Genomic DNA, 14,543 nt, shown 5'->3' with positions numbered 1-14,543 from the left:
CCGAGACCCGCAGAAACGATGGAATCGAACAAGCAAACCCGGCAGACCATCATCCGGCTGCTCTCCAGCATGGCCAGTGCGAAGGAGATTTCGCAGTACGTCAAGCGCTTCTCGCAGCTGGACGCCAAGCGCTTCGCCGTGGTCAAGGTCGGCGGCGCGGTGCTGCGCGACGACCTGGAGGCGCTGACCTCCTCGCTGACCTTCCTGCAGGAAGTCGGCCTGACCCCGATCGTCGTGCACGGCGCCGGCCCGCAGCTGGACGAGGAGATGAACGCCGCCGGCATCGTCAAGCAGACCGTCAACGGCCTGCGCGTGACCACGCCGGAAGTGCTGGCGATCGTGCGCAAGGTGTTCCTGCAGCAGAACCTGGCGTTGGTGGAGGCCCTGCAGCAGGGCGGCGCGCGGGCGACCTCGATCGTGTCCGGCGTGTTCGAGGCCGAATACAAGGACCAGCCGACGTACGGCCTGGTCGGCGACGTCACCCGCATCAATCTGGCGCCGATCGAGGCCAGCCTGCACGCCGGCTCGATTCCGGTCATCGCCAGCATGGGCGAGACCGTCGGCGGGCAGATCCTCAACATCAACGCCGATTTCGCCGCCAACGAACTGGTGCAGGTGCTGCAACCCTACAAGATCATCTTCCTGACCGGCACCGGTGGCCTGCTGGGCGCCGACGGCAAGGTCATCGACTCGATCAACCTGTCCACCGAGTACGACGAACTGATGGCGCAGCCGTGGATCAACGGCGGCATGCGGGTGAAGATCGAGCAGATCAAGGACCTGCTGGACAAGTTGCCGCTGACCTCGTCGGTGTCGATCACCAAGCCGGCGGAACTGGCCAAGGAACTGTTCACCCATCGCGGCTCCGGCACGCTGGTGCGGCGCGGCGAACGGGTGCTGCGCTTCGATTCCTGGGAAGGCGTGGATCGGCAGCGCCTGCGCGAGCTGATCGAATCGAGTTTCGGGCGGCGCCTGCTGCCGGACTATTTCGAGCGCACCGCGCCGCATCGCGTCTACATCAGCGAGAACTATCGCACTGCGCTGATCCTGACCCACGAGGACGGCTTCGCCTACCTGGACAAGTTCGCGGTGCTCGACGACGCGCAGGGCGAAGGCCTCGGGCGTGCGGTCTGGCACGTGATGCGCGAGGAAAACCCGCAGCTGTTCTGGCGTTCGCGCCACAACAATCCGGTCAACATCTTCTACTACGCCGAGTCCGACGGCTGCTACAAGCAGGAGAAGTGGAAGGTGTTCTGGTATGGCATCGACAGCTTCGACGACATCGAGCGTTGCGTGGCCCATTGCCGCACGCGCCAGCCGACCCTGGTGGATTGAGATGACGGCGGACACGACTGGCCTCTGGCAGCAGGTCCCGCGGCTGAAAGGACGCCACGCACGCCTGGAACCGCTGCAGCGCGCACACGCGGACGGCCTGCGCGCGGCACTGGAAGGCGATGCCCTGGCCGCGCTCTGGTACACCAATGTGCCGCGCGCGGCCGAGGTCGACACCTACCTGGATGGCGTGTTCGCCACCCAGGCGCAGGGCAGGATCCTGCCGTTCGTGGTGCGGGATGCCGTCGGCGACATCGTCGGCAGTACGCGCTTCTATGATCTGGAACCCACGGTGCCGCGCGTCAGCATCGGCTACACCTGGTACGCGCCGCGGGTGCAGCGTACCGGCCTCAATACCGAAGCCAAACTCCTGCTCTTGACCCATGCGTTCGAAACGCTGGGCTGCATCAGCGTGATGTTCGAGACCAGCTGGTTCAACCAGCGCTCGCGCGCGGCCATCGCCCGCCTGGGCGCGAAACAGGACGGCGTGCTGCGCAACCATCGGCGTCATGCCGATGGCAGCCCGCGCGATACCGTCATTTTCTCCATCCTCGACAACGAATGGCCGGCGGTGAAGCGCAACCTGCTTTCGCGCCTGGCCCAGCATGAGTCCTCCCCATGAAAACCGTCGGCATCGTCGGCGCGCGCGGACATACCGGCGCCGAACTGATCAAACTGATTGCCCGCCATCCGCAACTGGAACTGGCGTTCGTGTCCTCGCGCGAGCTGGACGGACAGAAAGTCAGCGACCACATCGCCGATTTCGCCGGCGAACTGCGCTACGAAAACCTCAGCCATGAACAGGTCGGCGGCAGGGGTGCCGACGCCGTGATCCTGGCGCTGCCCAACGGCAAGGCGGCCGAACTGGTCGCCGCCATCGATACGCAGGCGCCGGAGACGGTGGTGGTGGACCTGTCCGCCGATTATCGCTTCAACTCCGACTGGTACTACGGCCTGCCGGAACTGACGCGCGACGCCTATGCCGGGCAGAAACGCATCAGCAATCCAGGCTGCTATGCCACCGCGATGCAACTGGCGATCGCGCCGGTGCTGGACCAACTGGCAGGCCCCCCCCAGTGCTTTGGTGTTTCCGGCTACTCCGGCGCCGGCACCACGCCGTCGGACAAGAACAATGTCGAGCTGCTGCGCGACAACCTGATGCCGTACGCGCTGACCGATCACATGCACGAACGCGAGGTCAGCCGGCACCTGGGCGTGCCGGTGGAGTTCATGCCGCACGTGGCGCCGCATTTTCGCGGCATCACCATGACGGTCAACCTGTATCTGCAACAGGCGGTCAAGCGGGACGACATGCGCGATCTGTACGGGCAGCGTTACGCCGGCGAACCGCTCGTCCGCGTTACTGATGACGCGCCATGGGTGAGTCGCATCGCCGGCCGGCATGGTGTGGAAATCGGTGGATTCACCGTGGCGCCGGGTGGCAAGCGCATCGTGGTGGTGGCGACCCTGGACAACCTGCTGAAGGGCGCGGCGACCCAGGCAATGCAGAACCTCAACCGCGCCTTCGGCTTCGACGAACTGGAGAGCATTCCGGTGGACACATTCCATCACGAGGAGGGCAGGGCATGAGCGACCTGTTGTGGCAGAAGCCCGGCGTCACGGTCGACGCGGAAATCCAGCGGTTCCTGGCCGGCGACGACGTGTTGCTGGATCGCGAATTCTTCCTGCACGACATCCAGGCCAGTACCGCGCATGCGGAGGGGCTGCAACATATCGGCATCCTGTCGGCGGACGAGCTGGCCGGGCTGAAGCGCGAGCTGGCTGCACTGGCCGAGGATTTCAGCACCGGCCGCTTCGTACTGGACGAGCGCTACGAGGACGGCCATTCCGCCATCGAGGCGCGGTTGACCGAGCGTCTGGGCGACGCCGGCCGCAAGATCCACACCGGCCGCAGCCGCAACGACCAGATCCTGGTCGCCACCCGCCTGTGGCTGAAGGAAAAGCTGGCGCGCACGGCGGCGCTGTGCCGCGAGGTCGCCAAGGTCGCCCTGGATCGCGCGGTGGCCGAGCAATCGCTGCCGCTGCCCGGCTACACCCATATCCAGCGGGCGGTGGTGTCGTCGGCGGGCATGTGGTGGGCCGGCTGGACCGAGGCGTTCATCGACAACGCCATCCGTGCCGGCGATACCCTCAAACTGGTCGATGCCAATCCGCTGGGCACCGCGGCCGGCTATGGCGTCAATCTGAAGCTGGATCGCGAGCACACCACCGTGGCGCTTGGCTTCGAGCGCATGCAGATCAGCCCCATCTACGCGCAACTCTCGCGCGGAAAGTTCGAGATGGCCGCGCTGGAAGCACTCGGCGCCGCGACCCTGGACCTGCGCCGCATCGCCTGGGATCTGTCGCTGTTCACCAGCGCCGAATTCGGTTTCGTCGCGCTGCCTGCGCAGTACACCACCGGCAGTTCGATCATGCCGAACAAGCGCAATCCCGATGTGATCGAACTGATGCGCGCCACCCACGCCAGCGTGGCGGCGGCGCGCACCGAGATCGAACAGTTGCTGTCGCTGCCATCCGGCTACCACCGCGATCTGCAGGCCAGCAAGGGTGCCATCTTCCATGGCTTCAGTCGCGGCCTGCCGGCGCTGGAACTGTTGCCGGCGTTGCTGGCCAACCTGGAATGGCGCGAGGACCGGCTGCGCGCGGCGATCGATTCGGGCATGTACGCGACCGACGTGGCGGTGGAAGCCGCGGTGGCGGGCATACCCTTCCGCGAGGCCTACAAGGCCGCTGCCGCAGCGGCGGACACGGCCGGGCAGGGACGTACCCCGGAAGGCAGCCTGGATGCGCGGGTGTCGCCGGGCGCCGCCGCCGACCTGCGGCTGGATACCCTGCGCCGGCGCCTGGTCGCGTTGGAGGGTTGACTCATGTCGCCGGTCAGTCGCGCCAATGCCGAACACTACGCGTGGGGCCAGGGCTGCGATGGCTGGCATCTGCTCAAGGATGCGGGCCTGAGCGTGATCGAGGAGCGGATGCCGCCGGGTACGGCGGAAGTCAGACATTTCCACGCCCAGGCGCGTCAGTTCTTCTACGTGCTGGATGGGCAGGCCGAACTGGAAGTGGAAGGCGCCGTTTCCCTGCTCCAGGCCGGGCAGGGGTTGCACGTCGCGCCGGGGCAGGCGCACCGGATGCGCAACGGTGGCGGCACGGATGCGCGCTTCCTGGTGATTTCGTCCCCGCGTGCGCACGGCGATCGCCATCCCGCGCCGGAGAATCGTGCATGAAGACCCGTTACCTGGTGATGGCGATGCGCACGCCGGACTTCCGCGATGACGTCATCGCGCCGCACCACGCTTTCCTGGATGGCCTGCGCGAGGCGGGCCTGCTGGAAATGACCGGCGGTTTCAGCGATCGCAGCGGCGGCGCCTATCTGCTGGCGGGCATCGGTTCGCTCGATGAGGCACGCGCCATCGCCGCGCGCGATCCGCTGGCGGTCACCGGCAGTTCGCTGCTGACCGTGTACGAATGGAACACCCGTTGAAAAAGCCGCCACCGAGTCCGACATGAGCCACGCCGCCATTCCGTTCGCTGCGCAGATCCTTCCGACGTGGAAGCGCGCCGTGCTGAAGGTCGGTAGCAGCCTGCTGGCCAACGAAGGCGAGGGGCTGAGCCCGAGGCATGCGCTCAATCTTGCGCAGTTCGTGTCCTCCAGCTTGCTGGTCGGCCGTGAAGTGGTGATCGTGTCCTCCGGCGCGGTCGCCGCCGGACGCGGGTTGCTGCATCGCAAGCCGGCCGCGGGCGTCGCGATGGCGGAACGGCAGGCGCTGGCCGCGCTCGGGCAGGCGCAGCTGATTGGCCTGTGGCAGCGCTTCTTCGAGCGTCCGGTCGCGCAGGTGCTGCTCACCCATGACGATTTGCGCAACCGCCGGCGCTATCTCAACGCCCGCGCCACCCTGCAGGAACTGCTGGCGCTGGGCGCGTTGCCGGTCATCAACGAGAACGACACCGTGTCGGTGGACGAACTGAAGCTGGGCGACAACGACAACCTGGCCGCGGTGGTGGCGGCGCTGGTCGATGCGGATGCGCTGTTCATCGCCACCGACATCGACGGTTTCTATTCGGCCAACCCGCGCACGCATGCGGATGCGAGGCCCATACTCGACGTGGAAGCGTTGACGCCCGAATTCTTCGCCATGGCCGGTGGCGCCGGCAGCGGGGTCGGCACCGGCGGCATGCACACCAAGCTCGAAGCCGCGGCCAAGGCGGCGGCGGCCGGCATCGAAACCTTCCTGTTCAACGGTACCCGCGCCGAGACCCTGTCCGCGCTGGCGGCCGGGCGCCTGCACGGCACCCGCTTCCGACCGGCCCAGAACCGCCTTGCCGCGCGCAAGTACTGGCTGCGCAACGTACCGGTGGAAACCGGCGCGATCCTGGTCGATGCCGGTGCGGCCGGCGCGGTGCGCGAGCGCGGTGCTTCGCTGCTGCCGGGGGGCGTGGTCGGCGCCGAAGGCGATTTCCGTCGCGGCGACATGGTCGAGGTGCGCCTGCGCGAGGGCGGTGACCAGTGCATCGCGCGCGGCGTGAGCCAGTACTCGGCCATCGACATCCGCCGCATCGCCCGCCGGCACTCGCGCGAGATCGAAGCCATACTCGGCTACAGCTACGGCGAGAACGTCGTGCACCGCGATGATCTGGTCGTGCTCTGAGCCGGCCATACGAATACCAGCAACGGGACCGAACACGATGAGCACCATCCAGCAACAGGCCCTGCAATGCCGCGACGCCGCGCATTCCATCGCGCAGCTGTCCAGCGACGCCAAGAACACGCTGCTGCGGGCGATGGCCGACGCGCTGGAGGCCGACCGCGAAGCGATCCTGGCCGCCAACGCGCGCGACATGGAAGCCGCCGCCGCCAAGGGCATCACCGGCGCGATGCTGGATCGGCTGAAGCTCGACGACAAGCGCCTGGCCGGGATCGCATCCGCCGTGCGCGAAGTGGCGGATCTGCCTGATCCGGTCGGGCAGGTGACCCGCGAGGAAATCCGCCCTAACGGGATCCGCATCCGGCGCGTGCGCGTGCCGCTCGGCGTGGTGGCGATGATCTACGAAGCGCGTCCCAACGTCACCGCGGACGCGGCCGCGTTGTGCCTGAAGGCCGGCAACGGGGTGATCCTGCGCGGTGGCTCGGAGGCGATCCATTCCAACACCGCCATCGCGGCGGCGCTGCGCGGCGCGCTGCGTGCGCAGGGACTGCCGGACGCGGCGCTGACCCTGGTCGACGATCTGCGGCGGGAGACCATGGTTGAACTGCTGCAACTCAACGACGTCATCGATCTGGCGATCCCGCGGGGTGGCGAAGGACTGATCCGGTTCGTCGCCGAACACGCGCGGGTGCCGGTGATCAAGCATTACAAGGGCGTCTGCCATCTGTTCGTGGACGCCAGCGCGGATCCGCAACTGGCCCTGCGCCTGCTGCTCGACGGCAAGGCTTCCCGGCCGGGCGTGTGCAATGCGCTGGAGACCCTGCTGGTGCACCGTGACATCGCCCCGGTCTTCCTGCCGCTGGCGGCGGAAGCGCTGCGTGGTCGCGGCGTGCAACTGCGTGCAGACGAGACGGCGCGGAACTGGATGCCGGAAGCGGCGGCGGCGACCGAGGACGACTACGCGGCCGAATTCCTCGATCTGATTCTCGCGGTGCGGGTGGTGGACGACCTGGAACAGGCCATCGCGCATATCCGCCGGTTCGGTTCCGATCACACCGAGGTGATCGCCACCAACGACGCGGGCAACGCGGACCGGTTCGTGCAGGCGCTGCGCTCGGCGGTGGTGATGGTCAACGCCTCGTCACGCTTCAGCGACGGCGGCGAACTGGGACTGGGCGCGGAAATCGGCATTTCGACCACCCGCCTGCACGCCTACGGCCCGATGGGCGCCGAGTCGCTGACGGTCGAACGCTTTGTCGTCCGCGGCGAAGGCCAGGTCCGCCACCCCGACCTGCTGTAGAGCGGAGCTCGCTCCGCTCCGTCGGTTTCGGATGGAAAGCGCAGCCGAGCAAGCTCGGCTCTACGCGTTCGCCAGTTCGCCAATCCTGAGTCCTGGCTTTTCACCCGGTAGAGCGGAGCTCGCTCCGCTCCGTCGGCTTCGGATGGAAAGTGCAGCCGAGCAAGCTCGGCTCTACGCTTCTACCAATCCCGAATCCCGAATCCCGAATCCCGATTCCCCAATCCCGGCCTCTCACCACGTATCCTCCAGGAACCGCGGCTTGCAGGCCAGGTAGCCACCCACCAGCAGCACGCCAATGCACAGCACCAGGAAACCGAACGGCCACGACCAGCCGTGGGTATGCTCGTGCAGCAGGCCGAACATCAGCGGTCCCAGGCAGGACAGCGAATAGCCCACGCCCTGCATGAAGCCAGACAGCGACGCGGATCCGGCCGGTGTGCGCGTGCGCAGGTTGATCATCGTCAGCGCCAGCGGGAAGGTACTGGGTCCCATGCCCAGCAGCGCCACCCACAGGGCCGGCGCGGCCATCGGTGCCCACAGCAGGCCGGAGAAGGCGACCGCGTAGAATGCCGCGCACGCGAGCACGACCGTATAGGGATTGCGCATCCGCACCGCCAGCGCCGGCATCGTCAACGACGCGACCAGGCCGAGCGCGGAAAACAGGCCGACCATCGTGCCGCCCAGCGCTTCGCTGCCGCCGGCCTCGATCAGCAACTTCGGCAACCAGGTGAACATCGAATACGTCACCAGCGAGGTCATGCCGAACATCAGCGCCATGCCCCAGGCGACCGGCGATCGCCAGACCCGGCCGCGTGCGGCGGGCGCGGACAGTTCCGGTGCCTCGTCGCCGCCGGTGACGGCCTGGTCATGCATTTGCGCCATCGGCGTGTCGTGGCGCCGTTCGATCCACAGCACGCCGATCCACGGCAGCGCCGCGGCCGCCGCGAACAGTGACCACAGACCCAGCGAAATCTGCCAGTTGCTGGCCGCCATCACCGGCACGGCCAGCAGGGCCGGCAGGATGGTGCCGGCTTGCAGGACGGTGATGTAGAGGGTGCTGACCGTGCCCACACGGTCGGCAAAGTAGCGCTTCACCAGCGGCGGCAGCACGATGTTGCCGATGCCCATGCCGGCCAGCGCCACCGCCGAGGCGGCAAGCAGCGCGCCGCTGCCACCGGCCAGGCTGCGCAGCAGCAGGCCGACGGCGGCCAGCGCCATGGCCAGCAGCGCGGTGCGTTCCAGGCCGATGCGGTGGGCGATGCCGGGCGTGAGCACGCCGAACAGCGCGAACGCGGCGGTCGGCAACATGCCGAACACGCCGGTCATGGTGGCACCGAAACCGAACAGGTGGCCCAACTGGTCCAGCAGCGGCGTCAGCGAGGTCACCGCCGTGCGCAGGTTGAACGCGGACAGCACGATGCCGGCCAGGATCAGGCCACGTCCGGACCATAGCGGAACGGAGGAACCCGGTGGGGAGGGGGAAGTCGAGGGGGAGGCGTGTTGCGGGGATTTCATCGCCCACATTATTGCCGATGCGCGCTGGCGACGGTGTGCCGCCAAGGCGACACACCGTCCCGGCAATCCCGCGCGAGGTCCGCGATCAGCCGCCGGTGTTGGCGCTCAGCGCCGGACGGCTCATCGATTCGGGAATCGCGTGATCGTTCATGTGCAGCAGGGTGACCTTGGACTGGCCAAGCTGGTTCGCCAGCGCCAGGCTAGCGCCCAGGCGTTCGGCCACCTCGTCCACGCCCACGTCCTCCTGCGGGCTACGCCGATCCTGGGAAGCGAAGCGCCAGCGGTTGTACTCGGCCCAACCGATCAGTGCGAGTGCGCAGACCGCGGCCATCACCGGGATGGCGACGATCAGGAACGGCTCCACCTGGTGCTGGCGCGTGTACAGCTCGAAGAACGCCGTGCGCACGCCCAGCAGCCACAGGATCAGGGTGACCAGTGGCAGCCACAGGTAGATGTACAACCCCCAGAAGGCGGCGGTGACGAAGCCCCACGCCGCGCGCTTCAGGCGCGGCTGGGCATACGGTTTGCGGATGAGGCGGGAATCGTATTTCATCGGATACCTCGATCAGGACTGACCCACGTGGCGCGCTTGCCGCGCCGTTTCAACAAGGTTTTGGGAAGCGCGACCACGGTGGTGAACAGGCTCAGCAGCCAGTACGCCATCGGGTACCAGATCATCCAGAAGTAATTGCGGCCGACCTGGGTTTCGTAACGGCGGTCGATGATGATGCTGCTGGCGAACTGCGCCATGCAGACCATCGCCAGGATCACGCCGTGCCACGAGGGCAGGATGGTGTGCACGTACAGCGCCGGCGGCAGGGCGATGAACTTGCCCAGCGCCCACAGCACGATGATCAGCAGCATCGTGTAGGCCCACAGCACACTGAGCAGGTACTCGAGCAGGACGCCCCACATCCGCCGCTTGCGCCAGCTGAGGAAGTCGCGGCCGTGGCGCAGCAGCACTTCCACGCCACCCTGCGCCCAGCGCAGGCGCTGCCGCCACAGGCCCTTCAGGGTCTCCGGCATCAGGATGAAGCACAGCGCGTTCGGCTCGTAACGGATGTCCCAGTGATCCAGTTGCAGGCGCCAACTGATGTCGATGTCCTCGGTCACCATGTCATCGGCCCAGTAGCCGATACGGTGCAGGGCGGTGCGGCGGAACGCGCTGATCACGCCGGAGACGGTGAAGATGCGTCCATACACGCGCTGGGCGCGCTTGATCATGCCGATGATCGAGGAGAACTCGCCGACCTGCAGCCGGCCCAGCAGGGTCGAGCGGTTGCGGATGCGCGGGTTGCCGGTGACCGCGCCCACGCGCGGGCCGGAGGTCAGGTGCCAGACCATCCAGTGCGCGGCGTATTCGTCCAGCAGCGCGTCGCCGTCGATGCAGACCAGGTATTCGGACTGCGCGGCGAGCGCGCCCATGCGCAGCGCGTTGGCCTTGCCCAGGTTGCGATCCAGGTGGATCACCCGCAGCCGGTCGTGGCGCTCGGCCATGGCATTGAGTACGGCGGCGGTGTTGTCGCGGCTGCCGTCGTTGATCGCGATGACCTCGAAGTCGGGATACTTCTGCAGCAGCGCGCTGCCGATGGTTTCCTCCGCGTTGTCACCCTCGTTGTGGCAGGGGATGAGGATCGAAACCTTCGGGAAGGCGGCCAGCGGCGGCGGATCGGTGCGCTGGCGCGCGTGGCGCTCGCGACGGAAGTAGTAGTACAACCCGCCCGACATCCAGAAGAACGACATGATGATCGGATACAGGAAGGCGAATTCGAAAAGGACGGCGAGGATCTTGTCCATGATCAGCGCTCCTCGTACGGGAAGCCACGGGCGGAGATGCCGGCACGGGCATCGGGCATGCGCGGCAGGTCGGCGATGAAGTCATCCGGGTACCAGCCCAGATGGCGAACGCCCTGGGCCTGCAGGCGACGGATGAGGGCATTGATGCGCGGGCCGGGAATCGGCTTGCGGGTATTCCAGTCGACGGTCTGCAGTTCGAACAAGGTCTGCGACAGTTGCGGGTCCTGCTTGCGTACCGCCGCCACCAGTTCGTCCAGCCACTTCTCCGGACGCCGGCTGCCTTCCATCCACGGCATCGCCATCAGCGCGGTGTGATCGTAGGCGCGGTTGAACAGATCCAGCCGCTGCGCGAACCAGGCCTGGCTCTGCGGTTCCAGCACCGGGCGCGCGTACATGTTGCGCACGGTCTTGAGCTTGGGACGCCAGCGCTCGGCGGCGTTCCTCAGTTCCAGGGTGAAGTCGATCAGCGCCTGCGTGCGCGCCTCGGTGTTGCCGGGAGCGAGCGTGGCCAGTTCGGTGTCGCGCAGGTAGGCATCGTCATGGAACAGGAGTCCTTCCATGTACGAGGCGACCGCCAGGTCCTCGTAGATGCCGGCGATGGTCCGGCGCACGTCCGGACGGGTGAAGTCCAGCCGCGGGATGCCGTCGGCCTCGCGGCTGGCGATGGCCATGCCGGGCACCTGCTGCGGGAGCTTGTAGGCCATCACCGGCAGCCAGGCGAACACCTTGACATGGGCGCGGGTGTACAGCTGCCAGGCGACCCGGTTGTACAGATCCGCGCGTACCGGCATGAAGCGGTTGGGGAAGTACAGCGCATCGGCGGCACCATCGCCATCCGGGTCGGCGAAGGCCTGCAGGAACACATGCGAGGGGCCGATGCGGTTGACGCGCTCGATCAGCAGGTCCAGGTTGCGCGCCTGCTGTTGCGGGTCAGGGTCGTAGACCGCGTCCAGGTCGATCTGCAGGGCACGGATGCCTTCGGCTTCCGGATCGTGGCGGAGCTCATAGGCCAGTTCGGTGACGGTCGGATTGTCCATCACCAGCAGGCGGGCCAGGCCGTGCAGGTCCGCGGTCACCGGCGTGCTGGGGCCTTCCAGATCGAAGGACACCGGCATGCCCAGCGATTCGGCGATGTCGTTGCTCACGCTGCTGTAGGCGGCGTAGGGCCACACGATGGCGCGCGGCGCCTGGCCCAGGTGCCGGCGGATCAGATCGCTGCTGGTCGCCAGATCGGAGCGCACGCGCTCGCGGTACGCGGCTTCGGTTTCATAACGCCCGGCTGCCGGATCGTAGATGCGGGTGATCGCGGCCGGGGTCTGGTTGCCCTGCGGGTTGGACTGCACGCCCTTGTGCAGGGCGTTGGTGTGGCTGGCGACTTCGACCAGCCCGCTGGCCTGCATCTCCCGCAGTTGATCCCAGGTGACGAAATCGTCACGGGTGAACATGCGCGGACCGTAGTCGATCTCCTGGCCTGCGGGCATGTCGACCCAGCCGGTGATCACCGCCGCCAGCGCCGGGTAGTTGTAGGCGCGCAGCAGCGGGAAGGCATGCGTGTACAGGCTGCGCAGGCCGTCATCGAAGGTCAGCAGGACCGGCTTGGCCGGCAGCGGCTTGCCGCCGCGGGAGGCTTCCACCACCTGCGACAGCGACACCGGGTGGTAGCCGTGCCCGGCCAGCCAGTCCAGGTGCGCGGCGAAGTTCTGGGTGCTGACCGCGTAGGCGTCGGCGTCGCCTTTCTTGGCGACATCGTCGCGGATGTCGTGATAGCTGAGCACCAGCAGCGGCTCGGCGGCGCGCGCGGCGAGCATCGGCGCGAACAGCGCCAGTGCGCACAGGGCCAGCAGCAACCAGGTTGGACGTACGGACTTCATCATCATTCTCCCCACCGCAGTTCGGCATCGAAGCCGAAGCGTTCTTCACGGACCCCGTCGTAGACCGGGCGCGACCAGCTGACCCCGTAGGTCAGCACCCGGCCGAGCGCGAATTTCCATTCGTGCTCGTAGCGCAGCGCCGGCACCCAGTGGGTGCCGAAGCCTTCCTGCCAGTAGCGGCCGGCGGTGGCGGTGAGGCGATGACGGAAATGGCGCTCGTATTCGCGCCACACCAGGTGATCCGCGCGCAGGCCCAGTTCCAGCGAACCGTCACGCGAGGGATTGAAGTACGGTGTGTCCCGGCGGCTGCCACGGCTGCCGTAGAGACCGGCCAGGCCGTCGAGCAGGAAGTAGGGACGGGTCCACAGGCGCTGTTCGGCATTGAGGTTGAGCGCGGTGCGGCGGTTGCCGTCCTCGTAACGCCAATGGGTGAGCCCGCCACGGAATTCGGTGCGCTCGTTGCGCTCGTACACCAGGTTGATCGCGGCGCTGTCGGCGGTGATGCCGGCGTCACGCGCCTGCAGCGAGGCGTCGGCGTCATTCCGGCGCAGCGAAAGCTGGCCGTCGAGGGTATCGCTGAAGCGCCAGCCCACGTCCAGCGACACGCCGGTGCCGCCGACGCGGTCACTGGCGTGGTAGACGCCCAGGTGGGTGTCCAGGCGATCGTAGGCGTAACGCACGCCGACGCCCTGCCGGCGATGATGGATGCGATCCCGATCGAAGTCCGCCCAGCGGTCGTCGGCCACGGCGGTTAGGCGCCAGCGGTCATCGAACAGCGGCGATTGCACTTCCACGCCATATTCGCCGTCGCGGTTGCCGAACGGCGTGTTGCCGCTGCCGCCGTTGCTGCGCGCGCCGGCCACGTAGGCGCGCCATTGCCAGCCGCGATGATTGCGCCAGAGTTCGTCCATGCGCTGCACGTTCGGCTGGTCGCCGTATTCCCTGACCAGCAGATCGTGCAGATCGCGGGCCTGGTCGTCGCGGCGCAGGGTGACCAGTGCCTCGACCTGGCCGACGCGCGCATTGACGTCGCGTTCGTCCAGCGTGGAGGCCATGCGGAAGCGCTCCAGCGCCCGCTCCGGCCAGCCGCGCATCATGTAGACCTGCCCGAGCGAGGTCTGCATGCCGGCGTTGTTGGGCGCGATGCCCAGCATGGCGGTGATGTCGCGTTCGGCGCTGGGCAGGTCCTCGGAGAAGGCGCGCAGCATCGCCAGCGTGCTGTCCGTGTCGGCGCGGCGCCAGTTCTGGCTGCCCTGGCGCGCGCCCGGCGCGTACAGCCAGGCCGGCTGGGTCTCGCGATAGGCTTCCAGGCCGCGGATGGCGGTGGTGGGCCGCTCGCTTTCCAGATAGGCGTAGGCCAGTTGCATGCGCACGTCGCTGTTGTCCGGATCGGCCTTGAGCGCGGCTTCCAGCACCGGCGCGGCCTCGAACGGACGCTTGAGCGCCATGAACGAATCGCCCACCGCGGGTAGCGCGTAGGCGGGCACCGCGAGTCCGGCGGTGTCGTTCAAGGCCTGGTATTCGTCGACCACCTGCTGGTGGCGTCCCAGCTTCGACAGCAGGATCAGCCGGTCATAACGGATGCGGGTCGGCAAGGTTGGATCGTTCGCCGGACTCCGTCGCAGATATTCCTCGATGGCGCTGTCGGCCACACGCGCCTCGGCCAGGCGGTTGCGCTCGTTTTCCGGGTAGGCCTGCGACCACAGGATCAACCGGGCCAGGTAGTTGGCTTCGAACTGCTCGCGCTGCGCGGCATCGAACAGCTCGGGGCGGGCGCGGTACATCGCCCAGGCCTGGTAGCTGTTGCCGACATCGCCCAGGGTCAGGGTACGCAGGCGGTACAGTTCAGGATCGTCCGGGCGCTGGGCCTGCAGGCGTTCGAATATCGCCAGGGCGTCCAGCCAGCGCGACTCGTCGCGCAGGCGGGCGGCCTGCGCTAGCGAGGCCTCGTGCCCCGGATCGTTGCCGGCGCCGGCCGGCGGGAAGGTGGGAGTGGTGGCGGGTGCCGCTGCCAGAGCCGGCAGGCCGGTCGCACCCATGGCGCATGCAAGCGCCCAAGACAAT

Annotated in this window: 13 protein-coding genes; 8 read left to right on the top strand and 5 right to left on the bottom strand. The window is 67.5% G+C overall.

Annotation, left to right across the window (positions count from 1 at the left end):
* Nucleotides 1–18: 18 nt before the first annotated feature.
* The 8 genes from FHW78_RS02535 to FHW78_RS02500 are packed head-to-tail and all read left to right on the top strand — an operon-like array spanning nucleotide 19 to nucleotide 7,296.
* On the top strand, nucleotides 19–1,335 hold the full coding sequence (locus tag FHW78_RS02535) for an acetylglutamate kinase (RefSeq protein WP_183637310.1): 1,317 nt from the start codon (nucleotides 19–21) through the stop codon (nucleotides 1,333–1,335).
* A 1-nt stretch (nucleotide 1,336) separates the two neighbouring features.
* Nucleotides 1,337–1,954 (top strand): GNAT family protein, encoded by a 618-nt coding sequence (locus tag FHW78_RS02530; protein ID WP_183637308.1) that lies wholly within the window; start codon nucleotides 1,337–1,339, stop codon nucleotides 1,952–1,954.
* Complete coding sequence (gene argC / locus FHW78_RS02525; protein ID WP_183637305.1) at nucleotides 1,951–2,922, top strand: N-acetyl-gamma-glutamyl-phosphate reductase; 972 nt, start codon at nucleotides 1,951–1,953, stop codon at nucleotides 2,920–2,922. Before FHW78_RS02530 ends, argC begins: the two co-directional genes overlap by 4 nt.
* Nucleotides 2,919–4,217, top strand: a complete 1,299-nt coding sequence (argH, locus tag FHW78_RS02520; protein ID WP_183637303.1) for an argininosuccinate lyase — start codon at nucleotides 2,919–2,921, stop codon at nucleotides 4,215–4,217. The genes argC and argH overlap by 4 nt, the downstream gene beginning before the upstream one ends.
* Nucleotides 4,218–4,220: 3 nt before the next feature.
* Nucleotides 4,221–4,577, top strand: a complete 357-nt coding sequence (locus tag FHW78_RS02515; protein WP_183637300.1) for a cupin domain-containing protein — start codon at nucleotides 4,221–4,223, stop codon at nucleotides 4,575–4,577.
* Nucleotides 4,574–4,834: a YciI family protein gene (locus FHW78_RS02510; protein ID WP_183637297.1), complete on the top strand. Its 261-nt coding sequence runs from the start codon at nucleotides 4,574–4,576 to the stop codon at nucleotides 4,832–4,834. Before FHW78_RS02515 ends, FHW78_RS02510 begins: the two co-directional genes overlap by 4 nt.
* Before the next feature lie 22 nt (nucleotides 4,835–4,856).
* Nucleotides 4,857–5,999: a glutamate 5-kinase gene (proB, locus tag FHW78_RS02505; protein ID WP_183637293.1), complete on the top strand. Its 1,143-nt coding sequence runs from the start codon at nucleotides 4,857–4,859 to the stop codon at nucleotides 5,997–5,999.
* Nucleotides 6,000–6,036: 37 nt separating this feature from the next.
* Complete coding sequence (locus tag FHW78_RS02500; protein WP_183637291.1) at nucleotides 6,037–7,296, top strand: glutamate-5-semialdehyde dehydrogenase; 1,260 nt, start codon at nucleotides 6,037–6,039, stop codon at nucleotides 7,294–7,296.
* A 231-nt stretch (nucleotides 7,297–7,527) separates the two neighbouring features.
* Here the strand turns inward: FHW78_RS02500 and FHW78_RS02495 are convergent, their stop codons facing one another.
* From FHW78_RS02495 to pgaA, 5 genes are all read right to left on the bottom strand, one after another.
* Nucleotides 7,528–8,727 (bottom strand): MFS transporter, encoded by a 1,200-nt coding sequence (locus tag FHW78_RS02495; protein ID WP_343205565.1) that lies wholly within the window; start codon nucleotides 8,725–8,727, stop codon nucleotides 7,528–7,530.
* Between the two features lie 169 nt (nucleotides 8,728–8,896).
* Entirely contained in the window at nucleotides 8,897–9,364 is a 468-nt protein-coding gene (gene pgaD / locus FHW78_RS02490) for a poly-beta-1,6-N-acetyl-D-glucosamine biosynthesis protein PgaD (RefSeq protein WP_183637285.1), read from the bottom strand.
* Entirely contained in the window at nucleotides 9,361–10,608 is a 1,248-nt protein-coding gene (gene pgaC, locus FHW78_RS02485) for a poly-beta-1,6-N-acetyl-D-glucosamine synthase (RefSeq protein WP_183637282.1), read from the bottom strand. Before pgaC ends, pgaD begins: the two co-directional genes overlap by 4 nt.
* Nucleotides 10,609–10,610: 2 nt before the next feature.
* Nucleotides 10,611–12,482, bottom strand: a complete 1,872-nt coding sequence (gene pgaB / locus FHW78_RS02480) for a poly-beta-1,6-N-acetyl-D-glucosamine N-deacetylase PgaB (protein ID WP_183637279.1) — start codon at nucleotides 12,480–12,482, stop codon at nucleotides 10,611–10,613.
* Nucleotides 12,482–14,518, bottom strand: coding sequence for a poly-beta-1,6 N-acetyl-D-glucosamine export porin PgaA (gene pgaA / locus FHW78_RS02475; protein ID WP_183637276.1), 2,037 nt, complete (start codon nucleotides 14,516–14,518; stop codon nucleotides 12,482–12,484). The genes pgaB and pgaA overlap by 1 nt, the downstream gene beginning before the upstream one ends.
* Nucleotides 14,519–14,543: the final 25 nt, after the last annotated feature.

Source organism: Pseudoxanthomonas sp. OG2, from assembly GCF_014192765.1.
Classification (GTDB): domain Bacteria; phylum Pseudomonadota; class Gammaproteobacteria; order Xanthomonadales; family Xanthomonadaceae; genus Pseudoxanthomonas_A; species Pseudoxanthomonas_A beigongshangi.
This window is presented reverse-complemented; position numbering and strand designations above follow the sequence as displayed.